At 64.7% G+C, this 20,928-nt stretch carries 17 protein-coding genes; 6 read left to right on the top strand and 11 right to left on the bottom strand.

The genetic code is table 11. The features are described from left to right. Positions 1 to 143: 143 nt before the first annotated feature. Entirely contained in the window at positions 144 to 572 is a 429-nt protein-coding gene (locus AC1DYO_RS02255; RefSeq protein ID WP_477259860.1) for a T6SS immunity protein Tdi1 domain-containing protein, read from the bottom strand. 6 nt (positions 573 to 578) lie between these two features. Continuing rightward, entirely contained in the window at positions 579 to 797 is a 219-nt protein-coding gene (locus AC1DYO_RS02250) for a hypothetical protein (RefSeq protein WP_477259858.1), read from the bottom strand. A gap of 110 nt (positions 798 to 907) precedes the next feature. Between AC1DYO_RS02250 and AC1DYO_RS02245 the strand changes: the two genes are divergently transcribed. The 6 genes from AC1DYO_RS02245 (at position 908) to AC1DYO_RS02220 (ending at position 6,528) form a co-directional block, all read left to right on the top strand. After that, positions 908 to 1,567, top strand: coding sequence for a phosphoribosylanthranilate isomerase (locus AC1DYO_RS02245; protein WP_477259884.1), 660 nt, complete (start codon positions 908 to 910; stop codon positions 1,565 to 1,567). A gap of 28 nt (positions 1,568 to 1,595) precedes the next feature. Further along, positions 1,596 to 2,816 carry a tryptophan synthase subunit beta gene (trpB, locus tag AC1DYO_RS02240; protein ID WP_477259856.1) on the top strand — a complete coding sequence of 407 codons (1,221 nt, stop codon included), beginning with the start codon at positions 1,596 to 1,598 and terminating at the stop codon, positions 2,814 to 2,816. 2 nt (positions 2,817 to 2,818) lie between these two features. Then, positions 2,819 to 3,658 carry a tryptophan synthase subunit alpha gene (gene trpA, locus AC1DYO_RS02235; RefSeq protein ID WP_477259854.1) on the top strand — a complete coding sequence of 280 codons (840 nt, stop codon included), beginning with the start codon at positions 2,819 to 2,821 and terminating at the stop codon, positions 3,656 to 3,658. Positions 3,659 to 3,706: 48 nt separating this feature from the next. Continuing rightward, a complete protein-coding gene (gene accD, locus AC1DYO_RS02230; RefSeq protein ID WP_477259852.1) occupies positions 3,707 to 4,633 on the top strand; it encodes an acetyl-CoA carboxylase, carboxyltransferase subunit beta in 927 nt (308 codons plus the stop codon). 123 nt (positions 4,634 to 4,756) lie between these two features. Beyond that, a complete protein-coding gene (locus AC1DYO_RS02225) occupies positions 4,757 to 6,082 on the top strand; it encodes a bifunctional folylpolyglutamate synthase/dihydrofolate synthase (protein WP_477259850.1) in 1,326 nt (441 codons plus the stop codon). A 26-nt stretch (positions 6,083 to 6,108) separates the two neighbouring features. Further along, positions 6,109 to 6,528, top strand: a complete 420-nt coding sequence (locus AC1DYO_RS02220) for a VOC family protein (RefSeq protein ID WP_477259848.1) — start codon at positions 6,109 to 6,111, stop codon at positions 6,526 to 6,528. 23 nt (positions 6,529 to 6,551) lie between these two features. On the opposite strand, the gene AC1DYO_RS02215 is transcribed toward AC1DYO_RS02220, so the two are convergent. The 9 genes from AC1DYO_RS02215 to ahcY all read right to left on the bottom strand — a co-directional run bounded on the left by AC1DYO_RS02215 (position 6,552) and on the right by ahcY (position 20,859). Further along, positions 6,552 to 6,815, bottom strand: a complete 264-nt coding sequence (locus AC1DYO_RS02215) for a plasmid stabilization protein (protein ID WP_477259847.1) — start codon at positions 6,813 to 6,815, stop codon at positions 6,552 to 6,554. Between the two features lie 74 nt (positions 6,816 to 6,889). Beyond that, positions 6,890 to 7,171 carry a cupin domain-containing protein gene (locus tag AC1DYO_RS02210; protein ID WP_477259845.1) on the bottom strand — a complete coding sequence of 94 codons (282 nt, stop codon included), beginning with the start codon at positions 7,169 to 7,171 and terminating at the stop codon, positions 6,890 to 6,892. A 129-nt stretch (positions 7,172 to 7,300) separates the two neighbouring features. Beyond that, on the bottom strand, positions 7,301 to 7,624 hold the full coding sequence (gene trxA / locus AC1DYO_RS02205) for a thioredoxin (protein WP_023672297.1): 324 nt from the start codon (positions 7,622 to 7,624) through the stop codon (positions 7,301 to 7,303). 73 nt (positions 7,625 to 7,697) lie between these two features. Beyond that, positions 7,698 to 11,216 (bottom strand): double-strand break repair helicase AddA, encoded by a 3,519-nt coding sequence (addA, locus tag AC1DYO_RS02200; RefSeq protein ID WP_477259843.1) that lies wholly within the window; start codon positions 11,214 to 11,216, stop codon positions 7,698 to 7,700. Continuing rightward, a complete protein-coding gene (gene addB / locus AC1DYO_RS02195) occupies positions 11,213 to 14,350 on the bottom strand; it encodes a double-strand break repair protein AddB (RefSeq protein WP_477259841.1) in 3,138 nt (1,045 codons plus the stop codon). The genes addA and addB overlap by 4 nt, the downstream gene beginning before the upstream one ends. Beyond that, on the bottom strand, positions 14,347 to 15,051 hold the full coding sequence (locus tag AC1DYO_RS02190; protein WP_477259882.1) for a nucleotidyltransferase family protein: 705 nt from the start codon (positions 15,049 to 15,051) through the stop codon (positions 14,347 to 14,349). The genes addB and AC1DYO_RS02190 overlap by 4 nt, the downstream gene beginning before the upstream one ends. A gap of 14 nt (positions 15,052 to 15,065) precedes the next feature. After that, positions 15,066 to 16,577, bottom strand: a complete 1,512-nt coding sequence (tsaE, locus tag AC1DYO_RS02185; RefSeq protein WP_477259839.1) for a tRNA (adenosine(37)-N6)-threonylcarbamoyltransferase complex ATPase subunit type 1 TsaE — start codon at positions 16,575 to 16,577, stop codon at positions 15,066 to 15,068. Between the two features lie 8 nt (positions 16,578 to 16,585). Further along, a complete protein-coding gene (locus AC1DYO_RS02180; RefSeq protein WP_477259837.1) occupies positions 16,586 to 19,150 on the bottom strand; it encodes a sensor histidine kinase in 2,565 nt (854 codons plus the stop codon). 308 nt (positions 19,151 to 19,458) lie between these two features. After that, entirely contained in the window at positions 19,459 to 20,859 is a 1,401-nt protein-coding gene (ahcY, locus tag AC1DYO_RS02175; protein ID WP_477259835.1) for an adenosylhomocysteinase, read from the bottom strand. Between the last annotated feature and the right edge of the window lie 69 nt (positions 20,860 to 20,928).

The following is a 20,928-nucleotide window of genomic DNA, read 5'->3' as shown; positions in this document are numbered from 1 at the left end:
ACCATGTCCCTCATCGACATACGCAACAACACGCCGACGCAACTCAAGCGGTAGCGGCTTGCCCATCGCGGTCTCCTTTCAACCGCAATGAATCACGAACTCAAATCAAGGGGAATCCTGAATCCCTTAAATYGCGACACGCTTTAGGATTGATGAACTTGCCGAAGCAGTTGTCCCTGGATGTTTAGGTAAACGCCGCGAGGGTAGATCGTTATTTCTTCGGGTCCGATACGGCCGCCTAAGACCGGGGCGATTTTCCAGCCGAGGCATTCGCCTTCTTTAGGCCGAATCCCATTTTCAAATGCCATCGTTGCCCAGTTCCAGCAAAACCAATCGTCCATGTTTTGCGGGTCTTTGTTCAGCAGATTGAATTCCGCCGAACTTCGCGCGATCTGCCAATACTCACCATCCACTATCGAGAGCAGCCAGTGAGAGCCGTCTGGAGCGCCGAAAACCGTGTCTCCGAACTGGCCTACCATCAACGGAATATGTGTGCTGGGAATTTGCCACGCCCACGCATCAAACAAACCAGAGCAGTCGACATCTTCGCAAGGTATCGCGACCTGAAGCATCAATGGTCAATCGTCATTCGCCGCGTTGAGCTGGTCCGGCCGTAAGCCCTCATCGCCATGGCGCGGCCATGGCAAAAAGTTTTGCTCGAACTCATCGCTGCCGAAATAATCCAGCGCCCGATGCGCCTCGGCGCCGTTGAAGGCGGTTTTGTCCATCAGATGGGCGATCACTTCGCGCGCCTGCGCCATCTTCTGCCTGAGTTGGGCGACGGTTTCGTCTGCCATGATCTTGCTCCCGCCTGCTATGTCTTCACAAGAAGGTAGCGCGTTCCGCCCGGGCGGCAAACAGCATGCTTTTTCTCGACTCTTGTGGCTTTTCGTGCCAATCCCGCGCCATGGCGCTCGACATCAAGATATGCGGGTTGAAGACCGACGGGGCACTGGCTGCGGCATTGGCCGGCGGCGCCAGCCATGTCGGCTTTATTTTCTTTGCCAAGAGTCCGCGCTATGTCGAGCCTGTTGAAGCCGGGCGCTTGCGCCAGGCGACACAGGGCAGGGCCATAGCGGTCGCCGTCACCGTCGACGCCAGCGATGCGTTTCTGGACGAGATCGTCGCCGCGATGCATCCCGACATGCTGCAGCTGCACGGCTCGGAAACGCCGGAGCGGGTGGCCGAGGTCAAGGCCCGCTATGGCCTGCCGGTGATGAAGGCGCTGTCGGTCAGCGAGGCTGCCGATCTGGAGCGGACAAAACCCTTCATCGGCATTGCCGACCGCTTCCTGTTCGATGCCAAGCCGCCGACAGGTTCGCAATTGCCGGGCGGCAACGGCGTCGCCTTTGACTGGCATATTCTGGCCGGCCTTGACGCAAGCGTCGATTACATGCTTTCCGGTGGGCTCAACGCCGCCAACATCGGCGACGCCCTTCGGCTTGCCAATCCGCCCGGAATAGACATTTCCTCAGGCGTGGAAAGCGCGCCGGGCGTCAAGGATCCGGCGCTGATCGAACAGTTTTTCCGGGCCGTCAGGGCAGCACGCGACAACCGCGCCGCCTGAACAATTTTTTCGAACCAGGAGATCGGCGATGGACCAGCCGGCGACACCCAATTCCTTCCGCACCGGACCCGACGAACAGGGCATGTTCGGCATCTTTGGCGGCCGTTTCGTCGCCGAGACGCTGATGCCGCTGATCCTCGACCTGGAACGGCACTGGAACGAGGTCAAGAACGATCCGGAGTTCAAGGCCGAGCTGCAGAACCTGTCGACCCACTATGCCGGGCGGCCGTCAAAACTGTATTTCGCCGAAGGCCTGACCAAACATCTCGGTGGCGCAAAAGTCTATTTCAAGCGCGAGGACCTGAACCACACCGGCTCGCACAAGATCAACAACTGCCTCGGCCAGATCCTGCTGGCCAAGCGCATGGGCAAGAAGCGCATCATCGCCGAGACCGGCGCCGGCCAGCATGGCGTGGCATCTGCCACGGTTGCGGCGCGCTTCGGCTTTCCCTGCGTCGTCTATATGGGCGCCACCGACGTCGCCCGCCAGAGCCCGAATGTCTTCCGCATGAAGTTGCTGGGCGCCGAAGTGCGGCCGGTCACCGCCGGCCACGGCACGCTGAAGGACGCCATGAACGAAGCGCTGCGTGATTGGGTGACCAATGTCGAGGACACCTACTACCTGATCGGCACCGCCGCAGGCCCGCATCCCTATCCGGAACTGGTGCGCGATTTCCAGTCGGTCATTGGGTCGGAAGCCCGCGCGCAGATCATCGAGCAGGAAGGCCGGTTGCCGGACACCATCATCGCCTGCGTCGGCGGCGGTTCGAACGCCATCGGCATGTTCCATCCCTTCCTTGACGACAAGGAGGTCCGCATCATCGGCATCGAAGCCGGCGGCCGCGGCCTCGACGGCATCGAGCATTGCGCCTCGATGAATGCCGGCGCGCCCGGCGTGCTGCATGGCAACCGCACCTATCTCTTGCAGAATGCCGACGGCCAGATCATGGACGGCCACTCGATCTCGGCCGGTCTCGATTACCCAGGTGTCGGCCCCGAGCATTCCTGGCTGCGCGACTCGGGCCGCGTCGAATATGTGCCGATCCTCGATGACGAGGCGCTGGAGGCCTTCAAGCTGACGACGCGCGTCGAAGGCATCATCCCGGCGCTGGAATCCGCGCACGCCATCGCCCATGCGGTCAAGATCGTGCCTGCCATGGACAAGGACCAGATCGTCATCGTCAACCTGTCGGGACGTGGCGACAAGGACGTGCACACGGTGGCCTCGATGCTGGGCATGGAGATCTGATCATGACCACACGCATTGACCGCCGCATGGCGAAGCTGAAAAACGAAGGCCGTCCGGCGCTCGTGACCTATTTCATGGGTGGCGACCCCGACTACGACACCTCGCTGTCGATCATGAAGGCACTGCCGACGGCCGGCGCCGACATCATCGAACTTGGCATGCCGTTTTCCGATCCGATGGCCGATGGCCCTGCGATCCAGGCGGCGGGCCTGCGGGCACTGAAAGGCGGCCAGACGCTGGTCAAGACGCTGCAGATGGCGGCGGACTTCCGCGCCGGTGACAATGAAACGCCGATCGTTCTGATGGGCTACTACAACCCGATCTACATCTACGGTGTCGACCGTTTCCTGAAGGACGCGATTGCCAGCGGCATCGACGGGCTGATCGTCGTCGACTTGCCGCCGGAAATGGATGAGGAACTGTGCATCCCGGCACTCAAGGCCGGCATCAACTTCATCCGGCTGGCGACGCCGACCACCGACGACAAGCGCTTGCCCAAGGTACTGCAGAACACGTCGGGCTTCGTCTACTATGTCTCGATGACCGGCATCACCGGTTCGGCGCTGGCCGACACCGGCAAGGTGGCTTCCGCCGTCAAGCGCATCAAGGGCCACACCGACCTGCCGGTCTGCGTTGGCTTCGGCGTCAAGACCGCCGAGCAGGCGCGTGTCATCGGCGCCAATGCCGACGGCGTCGTCGTCGGCACCGCGATTGTCAACGCGGTGGCCAATGTGCTGGGGCCGAAGGGCGAAAAGACCGCCGACCCGGCCGAAGCCGTCGCCACTTTGGTCAGCGGTCTGGCGCAAGGCGTGCGCTCGGCCCGCCTTGCTGCCGCCGAATAGTTTTCCTACCTCTTTAGCCAACTCTTCGTCAGGACAGGAGCCGAAGCGATGAACTGGATCACCAATTACGTTCGCCCGAAGATCAATTCGATGCTCGGCCGGCGCACCGACATGCCCGAAAATCTCTGGATCAAGGATCCAGAGACCGGCGAGATGGTGTTCCACAAGGATCTGGAACAGAACCAGTTCGTCATCCCGTCTTCCGGCCATCACATGAAGATCTCGGCCAAGGAGCGGCTGAAATTCTTCCTCGACGACGGCAAATACGAACAGCTTGAGAACCCCAAGGTCATGCAGGACCCGCTCAAGTTCCGCGACGAGAAGCGCTACACCGACCGGCTGAAGGACGCCAAGGCCAAGACCGGCCTGGAAGACGCCATCGTCAACGCGGTTGGGTCAGTCGAAGGCCTGCCGGTGGTGGTGACGGTGCAGGATTTCGCCTTCATGGGCGGTTCGCTCGGCATGGCCGCCGGCGACGCCATCGTGCATGGCTTCGAGGTCGCGCTGCAGCGCAAGCGGCCGCTGATCCTGTTCGCGGCCTCCGGCGGCGCTCGCATGCAGGAAGGCATCCTGTCGCTGATGCAGTTGCCGCGCACCACTGTCGGCGTCGACCGGCTGAAGGAAGCCGGTCTGCCCTACATCGTCGTGCTGACCAACCCGACCACCGGCGGCGTCACCGCCTCCTATGCCATGCTGGGCGACGTCCACATTGCCGAGCCCGGCGCGCTGATCGGCTTTGCCGGGCCGCGCGTCATCGAGCAGACCATCCGCGAAAAACTGCCCGACGGCTTCCAGCGCTCCGAATATCTGATGGAGCACGGCATGGTCGACATGGTGGTGTCGCGGCTTGAGCTGCGCGGGACAATTTCCAGGCTGTTGAAAATGCTGCTCAAGCTGCCGGAAGAGCAAAAGCCGCTGGAGCCGGAAATCCTGCCGCCGGCGCTGATCCCGCCGGAAGCCCGGCCACAGGCCTGACGCGACATCGTTAGCCGCGAACCGCGATTGCGCGCGCTTTGCGACGCGCTTAGCTTCTTGATTGCGCATGATCCTTTCCGAAAATCGATTCCGATTTTCGGGGTCATGCGCTAGGATTCGTCCATGAACACGCTTGCCGCCGACCGCGAAATCGACGCCTTGATGGCGCTGCATCCGAAAGGCTTCGACCTTTCGCTCGACCGCATCAGGCGGCTGCTCGAACGCCTCGGCAATCCGCAGGACCGGCTGCCGCCGGTCATCCACATTGCCGGCACCAACGGCAAGGGTTCGTGCGCGGCCTTTTCGCGCGCACTGCTCGAGGCCGGCGGCCATCTCGTCCATGTCCACACCTCGCCGCATCTGGTCAATTGGGCCGAGCGCTACCGGTTGGCGGCTGAGGGCGGCGGCAGGCTGGTCGACGACGAGACTTTCGCCGAGGCCATTGCCCGCGTCGCCCGGGCCAATGAAGGCCAGAAGATCACCGTCTTCGAAATCCTAACTGCCGTCACTTTCATCCTGTTTTCCGAGCATCCGGCCGCTGCTGCAATCATCGAGGTCGGCCTTGGCGGCCGCTTCGACGCCACCAATGTCGTCGCCAGGCCGGCGGTGTCGGTCATCATGCCGGTGTCGATGGACCACGAAGCCTATCTCGGCGACCGGGTCGAGCTGATCGCCGCCGAAAAGGCCGGCATCATGAAGCGCGGCTGCCCGGTGGTCATCGGCGCGCAGGAGAGCGAGACGGCGCTGCAGGTGCTGATCGAAACCGCCGAGCGGCTGGATTGCCCGACCTTCGTCTATGGCCAGGATTTCCTCGCCTTCGAGGAAAACGGCCGCATGGTCTACCAGGATGAGGACGGGCTGATGGACCTGCCGCCGCCGCGCCTGCCCGGACGCCACCAGTTCGCCAACGCCGCGGCAGCGATTGCCGCTGTCAAGGCCGCCGGCTTCGAGATCAGCCACCGCGCCACGGAGAAGGCTATGGCCAAAGTCGCCTGGCCGGGCCGCATGCAGAAGCTCGCACAGGGCAAGCTGGCGGAGTTGGCGCCCGCAGGCGCCGACATCTGGCTCGATGGCGGCCACAATCCCGGCGCCGGCGTGGTCATTGCCGAAGCTTTGGCCGAGCAGGAGGAAAAGAACCCGCGGCCGCTGTTCCTCATCTCCGGCATGATCAACACCAAGGACCAGAGCGGCTATTTCCACGCCTTCAAGGGTCTGGTCCGCCACGTCTACACGGTGCCGGTCAGCCTCAGCGACGCCGGTGTGCCGAATGACGAGCTGGCGGTCCGCGCGACGGAAGCCGGGCTCACCGCCGAGCCGGTCAGCTCCGTCGCCAGCGCGCTAATGTTGCTGCGCGACACCTGGGACGGGCCGGCGCCACGCATCCTGATCGGCGGTTCCTTGTATCTCGCCGGCGCTGTGCTGGCCGAGAACGGCACGCCGCCGATCTGAAGCCATTTCACTGCGAGGAGCCCGTGATGATCAAGGTCAAGCAGCTCGCCCATGTCTGCATCTTCGCGCATGATCTGGAGGCGACGCGAAGCTTCTACCGCGACGTGCTTGGCCTCGACACGCAGTTCAATTTCCTGCGCGACGGCAAGGTCTTCGGCTTCTACCTCAATTGTGGCGGCCGCAGCCATGTCGAGGTGTTCCAGAAGGACGGCACGACCTACAGCGAGCAGAACCAGATCAACCACTTCTGCCTTGAGGTGGAAAACATCGACGCTGCGATCGCCCACATCAAATCGAAGGGTGTCGACGTCACCGCCAAGAACCACGCCTGCGACGACACGTTTCAGGCGTGGGTTCGCGATCCCAACGGTGTGAAGATCGAGCTGTTCGAATACACCGCAAAAAGCGCGCAATTCACCGGCGGCGACCGCATCGCCGACTGGTGACCAGAACAATCCAGCTCTAGAGCTCAAGGTTGGCCGGAGCGAAGCTTCGGCCCTGTATGGACCTTGCGGCTTTCCCGGATGATTTCTTCCAGGTCGATGTCGACGCCAGTGCTTGCCGTCAGGCGGGAGTAGAAGGCGGATGCCGGTTCTCGCCCGGCCTCCCGAATCTCATAGGATTCAAGCGCGCGTTCGACGATATCAGCGATTGAACGGTTTTCGCGACGAGCGAGACGATGAGCAATATCTCGCGCTTTTGCGCTGCGGACGGAAAGCTGGGGTTCGGCCATTTCAAACTCCCTTTCGAGGAAGAGATATCGCCTCATCAGGATTTGCCATCAAGATGGGACGTGGTGGCACACCATCACTTCAGCTCGATCTCGATGAAGGCGTATTCGCCGTCATTGGCGCTGATGACGTCGTGCTCGACGCCCTCCTTGCGAAAATAGGGCGCGCCCTTCTTCATCTCGGCGAAGTTCTCGCCGTCCTTGGTCACCAGCTTAACCCTGCCGTCCATCAGCGGCACGACGACATAGTCGTGGCCATGGCGGTGCCAGCCAGTGTTGTCGCCGGGCTGGAAGCGGTATTCGGTGACGATGACGCGCTCATTGTCGATGAAGACGGTGGCCTTGGCGGATCCGGTCATGGGTCTCTCCTGTCCTGCCCAAGCAGAAGACATGGAGCCTTTCGGCGCGAGGGCCAGAGAGGTCAGGCGATAACGCCAAAGAAAAAGCCCGGCGCGAGGGCCGGGCTTTGGTATCGGAAGTCTGTCAGATCAGGCGAGGCTGCCGTTGATCCAGTGCGACAGCGCGGTCTTCGGCGCCGCGCCAACCTTCATGTCGGCCACTTCGCCGCCCTTGAAGATCATCAGCGTCGGGATCGAGCGCACGCCGAACTGGGCGGCAAGCTCGGGGTTCTCGTCAATGTTCAGCTTGGCGATCTTGATCTTGTCGCCGAGCTCATTGGCGATCTCTTCCAGCGACGGACCGATCATTTTGCACGGGCCGCACCATTCCGCCCAGAAATCCACCACGACGGGCTGCGAGGCGTTGAGCACATCGGCCTGGAAATTGCTCTTGTCGACCTTGACGGTGGCCATACGAAAATCCTTTCGAAATTTATCTCGCACCAAATGTGGTGGTTGAGCAGCCCTTCTTCAAGCAGAACTTGTGTCACGCTCCCGTGAGTCGGGCAAGGGCGTCGTCCATGGCCTCAGCCGGCAGTTCGATCAGCCTCGGCGCCTCGGTAAACAGCAGCGCTGCGGTCACTTCGCGGCCGGGATAAAGCGGCTTGAGCAGCGCGCGGTAGAGCGCCAGCTGCAGGATATAGGCCGGCGGCACCTGGGCGAGTGTGGCCGGCGCCGGCCGGTTGGTCTTGTAGTCGACGATCGAAACGCGCTCCGGCGTCACCGCCAGCCGGTCGATCTTGCCGGAGATCGAACGCAGTCTGCCCTTGACCTCGAGGCTGCCCATGACGGCGACTTCGGCGCGGGACGAGGGCGAGAACAGCTCGGCAAAACGCGTATCCCCGAGGATCGCCATCACCGAGGCCAGCGCCCTGTCACGCTGGGCTTCGGTCCAGTCAGCACCGGCACGCATGAGATACTGCCCCGCAGCGCCAAGGCGTTCCTCAGAGGCAAGGCCGGGCAGCATTTGTAGCAGCTTATGCAGCGCCAGCCCGCGCATCACCGCAAAGCCGGGCTCCGCCTCGCTGTCCAACACTGGCGAGCGTGTATCGACGACAGCCTCCTTGCCCTCGTCGATCAGGGCCGAGGCGCCGGAGGGCGACAGCGGGCGCGGCAGTTCCGCATAAGGCGGCAAGGCCCGGTAGAGGCTTTCCGGCAGCGGCATGATCTGCTGCGGCAGTCGCGTCTCGTCTGCCGCCGCCTGCGCCACTGGCGGCAGCTTGGTCATGACAAAGCGGTGCACCGGCTCGCCGCTGGCGGGGTGGCGGCGCTCCGTGCTTTCCGGTGCGCCGGTCAGCGCGCGGCTGACGATCGAATGCCAGGTGCCGGTGCTGGGCGCGCGCTTGCCGTGATAGCCGCAGACGATCAGCCGGTCCTCGGCGCGTGTCATGCCGACATAGAGCAGCCGCCGGTATTCGTCATCGGCAAGTTCCCGCGCCCGGGCAGAAGCCGTCTTGGAAAAGCCGTTGGCGACGTCGGCGGCCGAGCGCCAGAGATAGCCCTTGCCGTCAAAATTGCGGCCAGAACCGTCGAACGGCATCAGCCGCGGCAAATGCTGGTCGCTGAACGGCGCCGAGCCGCCATCGACCAGGAAGACGACAGGGGCTTCCAGGCCCTTGGCGGCGTGTACGGTCATGACGCGGACCTCGTCGCGCGTCTGGTCCATCTCGCGCTTGATCTCGGGGCCGGTGTTTTCCAGCGTCGCCAGGAAGGCCTCCAGTCCAGGCAGCCCGGTGCGTTCCTCGGCCAGGCAGAAGCTCAGGAACTCGTCGAGAATATCGCCGGCTTCCGGGCCGAGCCGGGCGATCATCTTCTTGCGCAGACCGTCGCGCGCCAGCACTCCTGCATAGAATTCGAACACCGGTCGGAATGCCGCCTCATTGGCCCAGCCGTCGAGCCGGGTGACGATAGCGGCCAGCGTGGCATTGTCGCCGGCATGCCGCCGCAGCGACGCGATCAGCGATGTCGCGGCCGGCCTTCCCGCGCCAAGCGCAAAAAGCGTCTCTTCCGACACGTCGAAGATCGGGCTGCGCAGCACGGCGGCGAGCGACAGATCGTCCTGCGGCTGGATGAGGAAATGGCCGAGCGCGATCAGGTCCTTGATCGCGATGTGGCCGGGCAGGCTCAGCCGGTCGGCGCCGGCGACCGGGATATCGCGGTCCTTCAGCGCGCGCGACAGCGCATGCACGAAGCGGTCGCGCTTGCGCACCAGCACGAGTATGTCGCCCGCCCTCAGCGTGCGTCCCTTACCCTCGATGATTTCGCGGTCCCTGAGCCAGGCCTGGATGGTCGCCGCCACATGTTCGGCCACCCGCACCGCCGGCGCGCTGGCGTGGTTGACCGGCAGCGTCCAGTCGTCGGGCTCCTCGACGGCGTCAGCGCCGAGCGACGGCCAGACCTCGACATAGCCAGGCGCGTCGTTGCGGATTGCCTTGTGGTCAAGCGGATCGGGGTCATGGCTGATGCCGCGCCGCACGACTGGATCGGCAAAGACGCGGTCGACAGCGGCCAGCACGTCGTCGGTCGAACGGAACGACCAGGTCAGCTTGAGGTCGGCAAACGAGGCTTCGGCGTCGCGCACGCGCCCGGCAAACAAAAGCCGGCTGTCGGCAAAGGAATCGGGTGCTGCCCCCTGGAACGAATAGATCGACTGCTTTTCGTCGCCGACGGCAAACACCGTACGATTGCCGGCGCCCCGCTGGCCGTGGCCGGCAAAGAACTCCTCCGCCAGCCGCTTCACCACCTCCCACTGGTCGGGGCTGGTGTCCTGCGCCTCGTCGAGCAGGATATGGTCGATGCCTTGGTCGAGCTTGTATTGCACCCAGGGTCCGGCATCGGGCCGCGCGAGAAGATTGACCGTGCGGGTGATGAGATCGTTGAAGTCGAGGAAGCTGCGGCCGCGCTTCAGGCGCTCGTAGCGCACGATCAGCCAGTCGGCGATGGTCAGCGCCGCAACCGTTCCTTCCAGCATCCTGAACAGCGCCAGCCGGTCGGAGACCTCGACGATCGCCTTGACGGCCGCCAGATAGCGATCGGGAAGATCGGGCAGCCGGTCGAGCAGCGCCTTCTTGAACGCCTTCGAGGGATCATAGGGGTCGCCATCGGCCTTGAGGAAAGCCTTGCCCAGCATCTGCAGCCGGCGGATCGGGTCCGTCTCGGCAAAGGCCAAGCGGCCATAGGGCAAGAGATTGTTGAGCACGGTGCGGGCGTCGGCGGCCTCGGCCGCGCTGGCGAACACGGCAAAGAAATCCGGCAGGAAACCCGGCAGCGGCCACACCGATGCCGCTATGTCTTCGGCGCTCTGGCCGGGGCGGAAATGGAATTCCTCGAACAGGGCCTGAAAGCCCACGTCCTCGCGCCTCACCGCATCGATAAAGCCCCGCAACCCGTCGCGCTTGCGCACGATTTCGGTGAGCAGGGCATCGAGCCCGTGTTCGCCGCCGCGTTCCAGCACAGTGGCGAAAGCCTCGGCCAGTCCGGCGTCTCCGGCTGACGTGCCCGAAATCATGTCGCGGCGCGCGGCGGCGAACAGCGAGGCCTCCATTTGCGGATCGAGCAATTCGAAATGCGCCGGAATGTTGGCCTCCAGTGGGAACTGGTGCAGCACCGATTCGCAGAAGGCGTGGATGGTCTGGATCTTCAGCCCGCCCGGCGTCTCCAGCGCCTCGGCAAACAACCGCCGCGCCCGGCGCATCGTGTCGCGGTCGGGCCGGCGATCGTCCAGCGCTGTGATGCGCGCCGCCAGTTCGGCATCGCCGAGCGCTGTCCATTCCGACAGCGTCGAGAACACGCGGTTCGACATGTTGGCGGCCGCCGCCCGCGTATAGGTCAGGCACAGGATCTTCGACGGATCGGTGCCGTTGAGCAGCAGCCGGATGACGCGCTGGGCGAGCACATGCGTCTTGCCCGAGCCGGCGTTGGCCGACACCCAGGCCGAGTTCTTCGGGTCGGAAGCGCGCGCCTGGCTGGCGGCGGTTTCGCTGGGGATGGGATAGGCCTTCTTCATGCCTCCCCCGCCTCGTCTTCGTTGTCGCCACCGGCCGACCATTCGAGCACGCGCGCCAGATGGTCGTAATCGCCGTCGCTTTCGCCTTCGCGAAACGGCAGCGCCCGCGACAGATAGCCGGTCGTTGGATCGGCATAGTGGACCAGCAGCTTTTCCAGCCGCGCCCAGGCCTCTTCGGCAAGGTCTTCGGCGGTCCTGGGCTGGCGGTTGTAGTCGAGGATGGATTCCTCGAACACTTCACCATTCGGCTTCAGCCGCACGAAGGCAAGCTGCGAGGGTTCGCGGGCGCCAAGGGTTCTGAAGGCGCCGCGCCGCAGAAGCGCGCCTTCGAGCGCCAGCTGCGGCGCCAGCAGCGTGTGCGCCTGCGCCTTGGAGGGCGAGGAACCTGTCTTGTAGTCGAGAATATCGGCCATGCCGCCGGCCAGAAGGTCGACGCGGTCGGCATAGCCGGACAGCGTCACGCCGGTGCGGCCGACGGCGGTCTTTTCGGCGCGCTCCTCGGCATGCCGCCGGGCGACGGCGGGAGCCCGGCCACGCTCCCATTCGATGATGTTGGCGGCGAGCTTTTCGAAGCGCGGCCACCACACGGCCTCGACATCGGCGGGAAGGGCGGCCTCGGCAAAGCAGCTCCGTCCGGCGGCGATGAGGCGTTCCAGAGCTTCCGGCGCTCGCGGATCCAGCACCTCTGTCGAGAACTGATGCAGGATGTCATGAAACAGCGTGCCGCGCTCGGCGGCACCGGGATCGCGGATCACTGGCTCGAGCGGCAGCAGGCCGAGAATGCGCCTGGCATAGACCGCATAGGGGTCGCGACGCAGCGTCTCGATCTCGGTGACCGAGAAATGCTGCGGCCGCACGCTGAGCGGCGGCTTCGGCTGTGGCCGCGGCGCGAAATGCTGCCGCTCGCCGGCATCAAGGGTCCGGGCCCAGGCGAGCAGCTCGTCGCCGCGCCCGCGCAGTGCTGAAGCAGGATCCTTGCCGATGAAGGTGAGGATGCGCTGCAGCCAGCGCGACGGCACTGCCGGCGCGTCGCCGGCGCGGGCGGAGCGTGTCAGCACCACCTTTTTTGCGCCCATTGCCATCTGGAAATCGTGGGCGGCAAGGCCGATGCGCCGCTCCGGCGGTTCGAGGTCGATACCGGTCTTCATCAGCCGCGACATGAAGCGGTCGCTCTCCGGCTTGCGCGGCCACACGCCTTCGTTCAACCCGCCGATGACCAGCGTGTCGACATTCTGCAGCCGCGCTTCCAGTGCGCCCCAGATGGCGATGTTGCGGTCGGTGCCTTGGCCCGGCTTGACCGTCTCGGGCGCCACTAGCGCATCCATCACATCGGGCCATTCGTCGGCGGCGAAGTCGAAGGACGCCGAGGCGGCGACCACGCCACGCAGCAGTTCGGCGAGTTTTTCGCCCGCATCGCCGGCGTAGAGTTCGGCGAGACTGCCGTCGGCCGTGCGGCCGAGATTTTCCAACGCGACGACGCTCGCTCTGGTCAGCGCGACAAGATCGGCATTCTCTTCACCGCGAAAGGCGGTGAGCGGCTCCAGCGCCGTCACAAGCTGGTTCAGCAGATCGCGGGCATCCTCGATGCCGCGCACGCTCAGGCGCGAAAACCAGAAGGGCTGGCGCTTGTCGCCGCTCAGGCCGGCAAGCCGGTCCTCGAACAGCGCCGCCAGCGATGCGATGTCGGGGCGTCCGGTGCCGCCGCGCAGCGCCACGAGCTCGATGAGTTCGGCGGCATGGCGCACGCCGCTGCGCTCCAGTCCGAGCCCGAGCAGCGGATGCTTGAGTAGCGACAGCAGGCCAACGGGATCGCCGGGCCGGAATACCGCTTGAAGTGTGAGCCGTAGCAGGCTGGCCGCTGGCGTGTTGGCGAGCGGCGTGCCGCCGGAATCGTCGGCGGTGACGCCGAAGCGCAACAGCTCGGCCGAGACGCGCCGCGCCAGCCCGCGGTCGCCGGTAACGAGCGCTGCCCTTTGTCCCGGCTGTTCGACGGCGGTTTTCAGGGCGATGGCGATCGCCACCGCCTCGTCGCGTTCGCTGGCGGCTTCCACAAGCGTCACATCGGCGAAGGCCTCGGCGATGTCACCGGTAGCGAAGCCGATGCGGGTCTCGGCCCACAATTCGGTGGTCTCGGCCGGCCGCAGCGCCTCGCCGACAAGCGCGGCACGAAGCGCCAGTGCCGGCTCGGCGGATACCACTTCCTCGACATCGCCGCGCAATACGCCGACCTTGCCGATCAGCTTGGCCATGCCGTATTGCGGGTGACCGAGCAAAGCGGGCCGCGCGCCGGGCGCCGCAATCGCGGCAAAGGACGCCTCGTCCAGCATCCCATCGAGACCGGGCAGCACCACGGCCCCGTTGGGCAGGCCGGCGACCGCGGCAAGCAGTTCGGCGGTGGCCGGGATCGAGCCGGTCGAGCCGGCGGCGATCACCGGGCCTTTGGGCGGATTGCGTTCAAGCCGCTTAGCCTCACGCCGGATCAGCGCGTTGCGGTGCGCGGCCGGATTGGAGCGGTCGCGCTCCTCCAGCAATTTAGGCCAGGCGTCGGTGACGATGCGAAGGAAATCGAGCGTTACCAGCCACCAGCCGGCAAGATTACCGGTCACCAGATCGGCAAGCCTGATCCAGTCGGTGCCTTCGGTTTCGATCTCGTCCATCAGCCGGGCAAGGTCGCGCGCCAGCCAGATCGCATCGGCGGCGGAGGCCGGCACGACGATCTCTTCGTCGAACATCGCCAGCACATGCACCGGCAAGGTACGCTTCCACGCCCGAACCAGCGGCGCCAGCAGCAGCAGCCGTTCGATGGCCGCTATCGGCGGCGCCATCTCGAGCTCAGTTGGCGCGCCGGCGTCAAAGGCGGCTTCGTCCTCGTCGAACTCGCCGAGCGGGCGGATGACCGGCAGGATCGCCGAACGGCGGCTCGTTCCCGGTCCGGAAAGCGCGTCGACAAAAGCGCCTCGGAGCGCGCGGGCTGCACGCCGTGTCGGCACATAGATGGTGACATCGGCCAGCGCCAGCGGGTCGCCGTCGAAACGGAAGCCCGGCACCAGCCGTCCCGCCAGCAAGGCCTCGGCCAGAGTCGGCAGGAATGGCGCTCCGGGCGGAATCGAGAGAACGCGGCGCGAGCCGCTCATACCGCTCCTGCGAGGGCGGCGGCGACCGCCACTTCCGCTTGCGGAATGGCGTCGGGCGTGCCGACGGTGATCCAGCGGCCGCGCATCTGCATGCCGAACAGGCGGCCCGCTGATATCGCCTGGTCGAAATAGGCGTTGAGCGAATGTGCCCCTGTCGGCGCACCCTCAAAGATGCCGGGATTGATGATCGCCGCTCCGGCATAGATCAGCCCGGCCGGGTCGCCTTTCGAGCGCCGCAGGCCGCCATCCGGCGCCATCAGGAAATCCGTGCCGACACTGTGGCCGGTCGCCGAGTCGAGATCGGTAAGCATCAGCAGAATATCCATTTTCGCGCCGTCCCATGCAAGGGAAAGGCGCTCGAGGCTAGGCTGGCCGCTGTCGATCCAGAACGTGTCGGCGTTGATGATGTAGAAGGGTTCGGCACCCAGCAGCGGCAATGCCTTGACGATGCCTCCGGCCGAATTCAGCAGCGCGTCGCGCTCGTCGGAAATGACGATTTTCGGCGCCTGCCTGTGGGCGACATGAGCGACGATCTGGTCCGGCAGATAGTGCACGTTGACGACAGCTTTCTCGACGCCGGCCGCTTGGAGACTGTCCAGTCCCCAGTCGAGCAACGCCTTGCCGGCGATCTTCACCAGCGGCTTCGGCATAGTGTCGGTTATCGGCCGCATGCGCTTGCCGAGACCCGCTGCCAGCACCATCGCGGTGGTCAGGGTCACGGGAGCCGCTCCGCCAGCAGGCCGTGCGCCATATAAAACTCCTTCAACTGGGACAGCGCCGGGTGCGCCAGCGCCCGCCTGAGATAGTCGCGAATGCGCGGCAGGTGTCTCAGATAATAGGGCTTGCCGTCGCGCTTTTCGAGCCGCACGAAAATGCCGAGGATCTTCGAGTTGCGCTGTGCCGCCATGATTGCATAGGCCTCGCGGAAACCCGCCTCGTCGAAGCCGCCGGCGGCGTGGCGCGCGGCGACATAGGCGTCGACGGTCCGCTGCTCAATCTCGGGCGAAACGGTGACGCGAGCGTCCATGGCGAGCGACGCGACGTCATAGGCGGCAGGGCCGATCAGCGCATCCTGGACATCGACGATGCCGAGGCGGTCGTGGCCGGTGCGGTCGCCGCGCCAGATGATGTTGGGCGAATGGAAGTCGCGCAGCATCAGCGTGTAGTCGCGTTCGTCCAACCGGTCGAGAACCGCGTTCCATTCCCTGTGATAGCCGGCGCGCAAAGCCTCGCTGGCCGGGGCGCCGGTGACCATCGGCACATACCAGTCGACCAGCAGATCAGCCTCGATCAGCATGGCATCGCGATCGAAAGGCGGCACCTCGTGGACAACACCCGGTACGGCCTCCATGCGCTGTGGCCAGGTCTTGCCATGCATCATCGCCAACAATTCGGCCGCCGCCGCGTAGCGCTCGGCCACCGGTTCGCCGTGGCCGTCGAGAAAGCCTTCCGAGCCCAGATGTTCGAGTAGCAGAAACCCTTGCTCGAGCTCTTCGGCGTGGATGAGGGGAACGCTGACGCCTTGCGCCAGCAGCGCCTTGTCGATGGCGACGAAGGCGGTCACCGACTGCGCGCTGTGGGCGATCACCGCATAGGGCTTGCCGTCGCGCACCGGCGGCCCCAGCACCAGCCGTGGCGAGTTCATCAGCACGCGCGGTGCGAAACCGGCGCGCGAAACGATTTCGTAGGACCGCGCTGAGGCGTCGCCGACAAAATGGCGCCGCGCGGTATCGCCCCAGCCGGCCGTTTCGAGGAAATCGCGCATCGCCAGCGATCGCGCCACGCGCTCGAAGGCAGCGCCTTCGCCGGACAGCTTCGCCATGCGGCCTTCGCCCTGATGGACGAGTTCGATCCAGATCGACGTCCTGGGCAGGGCGGCTTCCGCCCGCTCCGGCCACTCGACTAGGGCAGCGCCCTGCAGCAGCGCTTCATCAAAACCCAGCTCGTCGATCTCGCCGGCCGAGGACAGGCGGTAGAGATCGAAATGATGGACCGGAATGCGCGTGTCGTAGCTCTGCACCAAAGTGAAGGTTGGGCTCGGTACGTCGAGGCCGGCATCGTCGGCCAGCGCCCGGATCAGGGCGCGCGCCAGCGTCGATTTGCCGGCGCCGAGATCGCCCTTGAGCGCCAGCACATCGCCCGGCCGCAGCGCCATGGCTAGGTCTTCGCCGAGCCTTGCGGTCGCGGCCTCGTCGGCGAGAAAACGCTCCAGCACAACAACAGTCATCTAGCGCGCTACTCGGCCGCGGCGCGGATGCCCGACGGCGCATCGGGGAAGGTGCAGATGACGGTGGTGCCCTGGTCCTTGCCGGTCTCGATGCGGACGTTGCCGCCATGCAGCTCGACAAAGCTCTTGACGATCGACAGGCCTAAGCCCGCGCCGCGCCGGCGTCCGCCATTGGTGCGCGGCTCGAAGCGGCGGAAAACCGAATCGAGCAGGTCTGGCGGCATGCCTGGGCCGTCATCATGGACCGAGAATTCCACGCCTTCCGACAGTTGGCGGCAGGCCAGCGTGATCGTGCTCGCCTCCGGCGCGTAATTGGCGGCGTTGCTCAACAGATTGTAGAGGATCTGGCGGACCCGGGTCTCGTCGCCATGGAAACTCTTCGGTGCTGCCTCGGCGTCTATCTTGAGCTTGATCGCATGCTCTTCCAGCCGGTCGGCGACCAGTTCTGCGGCTGCCTGGATGGTGCGCTCGACGCTCACCTCCGAAATGTCGAGCTGCATGATGCCGGCGTCGACGGTGGCGAGGTCGAGTATGTCGTTGACGATGGTGAGCAGCACCGACGATGATGAGCCGACATGTTCGACATATTCGCGCTGCTTGGGGCTCAGCGGCCCGGTCGTCGGCAGCGACAACAGCTCGGTAAAGCCGATGATGTTGGTCAGCGGCGAGCGCAGCTCATAGGAGACGTGCTGCACGAACTCGTTCTTCAGCTGGTCGGATTTCTGCAGCGCCTCGTTCTTATCCTTCAGCGCCCGCTCGACATTGACGCTGTCGGTCACGTCGACAAAGGTCATCATCACCTGCCCGTTGGGAAGCGGGATGACGGCGTAGCTGAGCACCGTGCCGTTGTTCAGCTCGGTCTGGCCGTGACGGTCGCGGCGCTCGTCGTCGAAGCCGGTGATGGCGGCGACGAACCCGCCCCACGGGCTGTCGACGGCGCGCTGGTCGCTGAGATCGCGGATCGCCGAGACATGCACGTTGGGCTTGACCACATCCGGGCTCAGCCCCCACAGCGCTGTAAAAGCCGGGTTGGACAGGCGCAGCCGCCCATCGGGGCCGAACACCGCGACGCCTTCAGCCAGATTGTCGAGGGTCTCGCCCTGGACCCGCACCGCGGTCTGGTAGCGGCTTTCGAGGTCCATCTTCTCGGTCAGGTTTTCGAACACCCAGGTCACGCCGCCCTTCGGCTGCGGGTTGGCGACCACGCGGATGGTCTTGCCGTCGGGCAGATGCCACCAATGCTCCTGCGATTCAACCGCGCGGTAGGCGTTAAGCAGGCCCTCCTTCCAGCGTCGCCATTCCGGCTGCTCGGCGATCTTGCCTTCGCTGCGCAGCCGGTCGAGCAAAAGCGCATTGTCGGGCGCGCTGTGCAGGAAGCCAGAGTCCAGTCCCCACAGTTTCTGGAACGCCTGGTTGAAGAACCGCAGCTTCTCGTCGGTATCGAAGATCGCCACCGCCGTGTTGAGCTGGTCGAGCGTGTCGGCATGGCTGCGCACCGTGCGCTCATACTCGCCGCGGATGGCTTCGGTGGCGCTGGTGTCGCAGGCGAGGCCCGCCGAGCCATCGTTGCCGGCGAAGTCGGTGACGGCGAACACGCGGCGGTCGCCCTCGATCACCGTCGACAGCGTCTGTTCGAAGACCGGGCGCGTTCTGTGCTGCGCGGCGATCTGTTCGCGCGCCTGGCCGCCGAGGAATTCCTTGGCCTCGCGCACGGCCGTTTCGGCGCTCGAGGCTTCGACCGCTCCGGCATAGGCGCGGTTAACCCATTTCAGCCGTCCGTCGGCGGCGCGCAGCCATGCCGGCATCGGCAAGGCGTCGAACAGGCCGATCATGGTGTCGTAATCGGCGGCGAGCCGCTGGTTCTCGATCTTCAGCCTGGCCTGGCTTCGTTGCGTTTCCGACAACGAGACAAAGCGCACCAGCACGTGCGCGGCACTCTTGCGGCCGTGCACTTCGAGCGGCGCCCCGGCCTGCGATTCGATGACCAGGTCGAACGGCTTCGCTTTCTCGCGCAGCCCCGCGACGGCATTTTCGAGTGCCGCCGCCGAGCGCGGCATCAGCCAGCGACCGAAGGCGAGGAACGCCGCACGGTCTTCCGGCGCGCCACTTTCGAGCGGCAAGGTTCCGATCAACTCGGGCTTCTTGTTTTCCGAAGCCCAGACGATCACGCGCTGGTCGCGCAGATTGAGCAGGGCCTCGGAGCGCTGCAGCGCCACGTTGACGTCGGCGATGCGGGCTCGGAGCTCAACATTCTGCGCCGAGGTGCGGGCCCTTTCGCGGATCAGGAAGATGGCCGAGACCAGAGCGGCGCCCATGACGCCGACGAACATGGCGAGCTGGATGACCTCGACCGCGCTGACCGACAGCCCGGCTTTCTGCGCAATGGCTGGCTCGGCATGCGCGGCAAACGAGGTGAGCGGACCGGCAAGAGCGGACGTGGCGAGAAAGCCCGCGACACGGGCGCCGACGCGCTTCTTCAGGCCGCCGCCTGCCGTGGCGGAGCCAGTGATATCGGAATCGTCGTGGCCGCCGGAAACGGCCCATCCCGCGCGAGGCGGGTTTTCCCCCGGCATGTCTTGGTCCTCTTCGCCGCCTGAATGCAAGACCGCCCGATCAGGATGACATTGGTAGAAACGCCCTCCTGATCCAACTCTTTTTGAAGAGCATGATCTTTTCCGAAAACCGGTTTCCACTTTTCGCTAACGCGGTCCGTCGGTTCGGGATCATGCTCTCTATGCGTGCGCCGGCCCTCGTCCCCGGCCCGCGAATCACCACAATAGCGCGTGCTGGAATCGGCGTGAAGAATCATTCCGCGCAAAAAAGAAGCCGGGCGAAATGTCAATCGCCCGGCTTCAATATCTAGTAGTAAGTTGCGCTATGCTTAATAGCGGTAGTGTTCCGGCTTGAACGGACCCTGCGGGGTCACGCCGATATAGGCGGCCTGTTCGCCGGACAGTTCGGTCAGGCGGGCGCCAAGCTTGTCGAGATGCAGGCGCGCCACCTTCTCGTCGAGGTGCTTGGGCAGCACATAGACCTGGTTCTGATACTGGCCGGGCTTGGTATAGAGCTCGATCTGCGCCAGCACCTGGTTGGTGAACGAAGCCGACATCACGAAGCTCGGATGGCCGGTGGCGTTGCCGAGGTTGAGAAGGCGTCCTTCCGACAAAAGGATCATCCGCTTGCCGTCCGGGAAGGTGATCATGTCGACCTGCGGCTTGACGTTGGTCCATTTCAAATTGCGCAGCGACGCCACCTGGATCTCATTGTCGAAGTGGCCGATATTGCCGACGATCACCATGTCCTTCATCGAGCGCATGTGGTCGAGGGTGACGACATCCTTGTTGCCGGTCGTGGTGATGACGATGTCGGCGGTCGGTGCCGCATCTTCCAGGGTGACGACTTCAAAGCCGTCCATCGCCGCCTGCAGCGCGCAGATCGGATCGACTTCGGTGACCTTGACGCGGGCGCCGGCGCCCTTGAGCGAAGCCGACGAACCCTTGCCGACGTCGCCGTAACCGCAGACGACCGCGACCTTGCCGGCCATCATGGTGTCGGTGCCGCGACGGATGCCGTCGACCAGCGATTCCTTGCAGCCATATTTGTTGTCGAACTTCGACTTGGTGACCGAGTCGTTGACGTTGATCGCCGGGAACGGCAGCAGGCCCTTCTTCTGCAACTGGTAGAGCCGGTTGACGCCCGTCGTCGTCTCTTCGGTGACGCCGCGGATGGCTTCCTTCTGCTTGGTGAAGAAGCCGGGCGAAGCCTTCAGGCGCTTCTTGACCTGGGCGTAGAAGTACTCTTCTTCCTCGCTCTGCGGGTTGGACAGCACGTCCTCGCCGGCTTCGGCGCGTGCGCCGATCAGGATGTACATGGTGGCGTCGCCGCCATCGTCGAGGATCATGTTGGAGAGGCCGCCATCGGCCCACTGGAAGATCTTGTCGGTATAGTCCCAGTACTCCTCGAGCGACTCGCCCTTGACGGCGAACACCGGGATGCCGGCTTCGGCGATCGCCGCTGCGGCATGGTCCTGGGTCGAGAAGATGTTGCACGAAGCCCAGCGGATATCGGCGCCGAGCGCCTTCAACGTCTCGATCAGCACGGCCGTCTGGATGGTCATGTGCAGCGAGCCGGTGATGCGCGCGCCTTTCAGAGGCTTCTTGTCGCCGAATTCCTCGCGGCAGGCCATCAGGCCCGGCATTTCGGTTTCGGCGATGTCGAGTTCCTTGCGGCCCCAGCCGGCAAGCGAAATGTCGGCGACCACATAGTCCTTGCTACCTGTCATGGCAGTGCTCCGGTGTGATTTGTCTTCAGGATGCGCCTGCGCCACATGGCGCGTCGAAGGGCGCGGAAT

The sequence above is a fragment of the Mesorhizobium sp. P2_F5 genome (assembly GCF_056403715.1).
The sequence above is the reverse complement of the archived record's forward strand: the minus strand, read 5'-3'. Positions and strand labels throughout refer to the sequence as shown.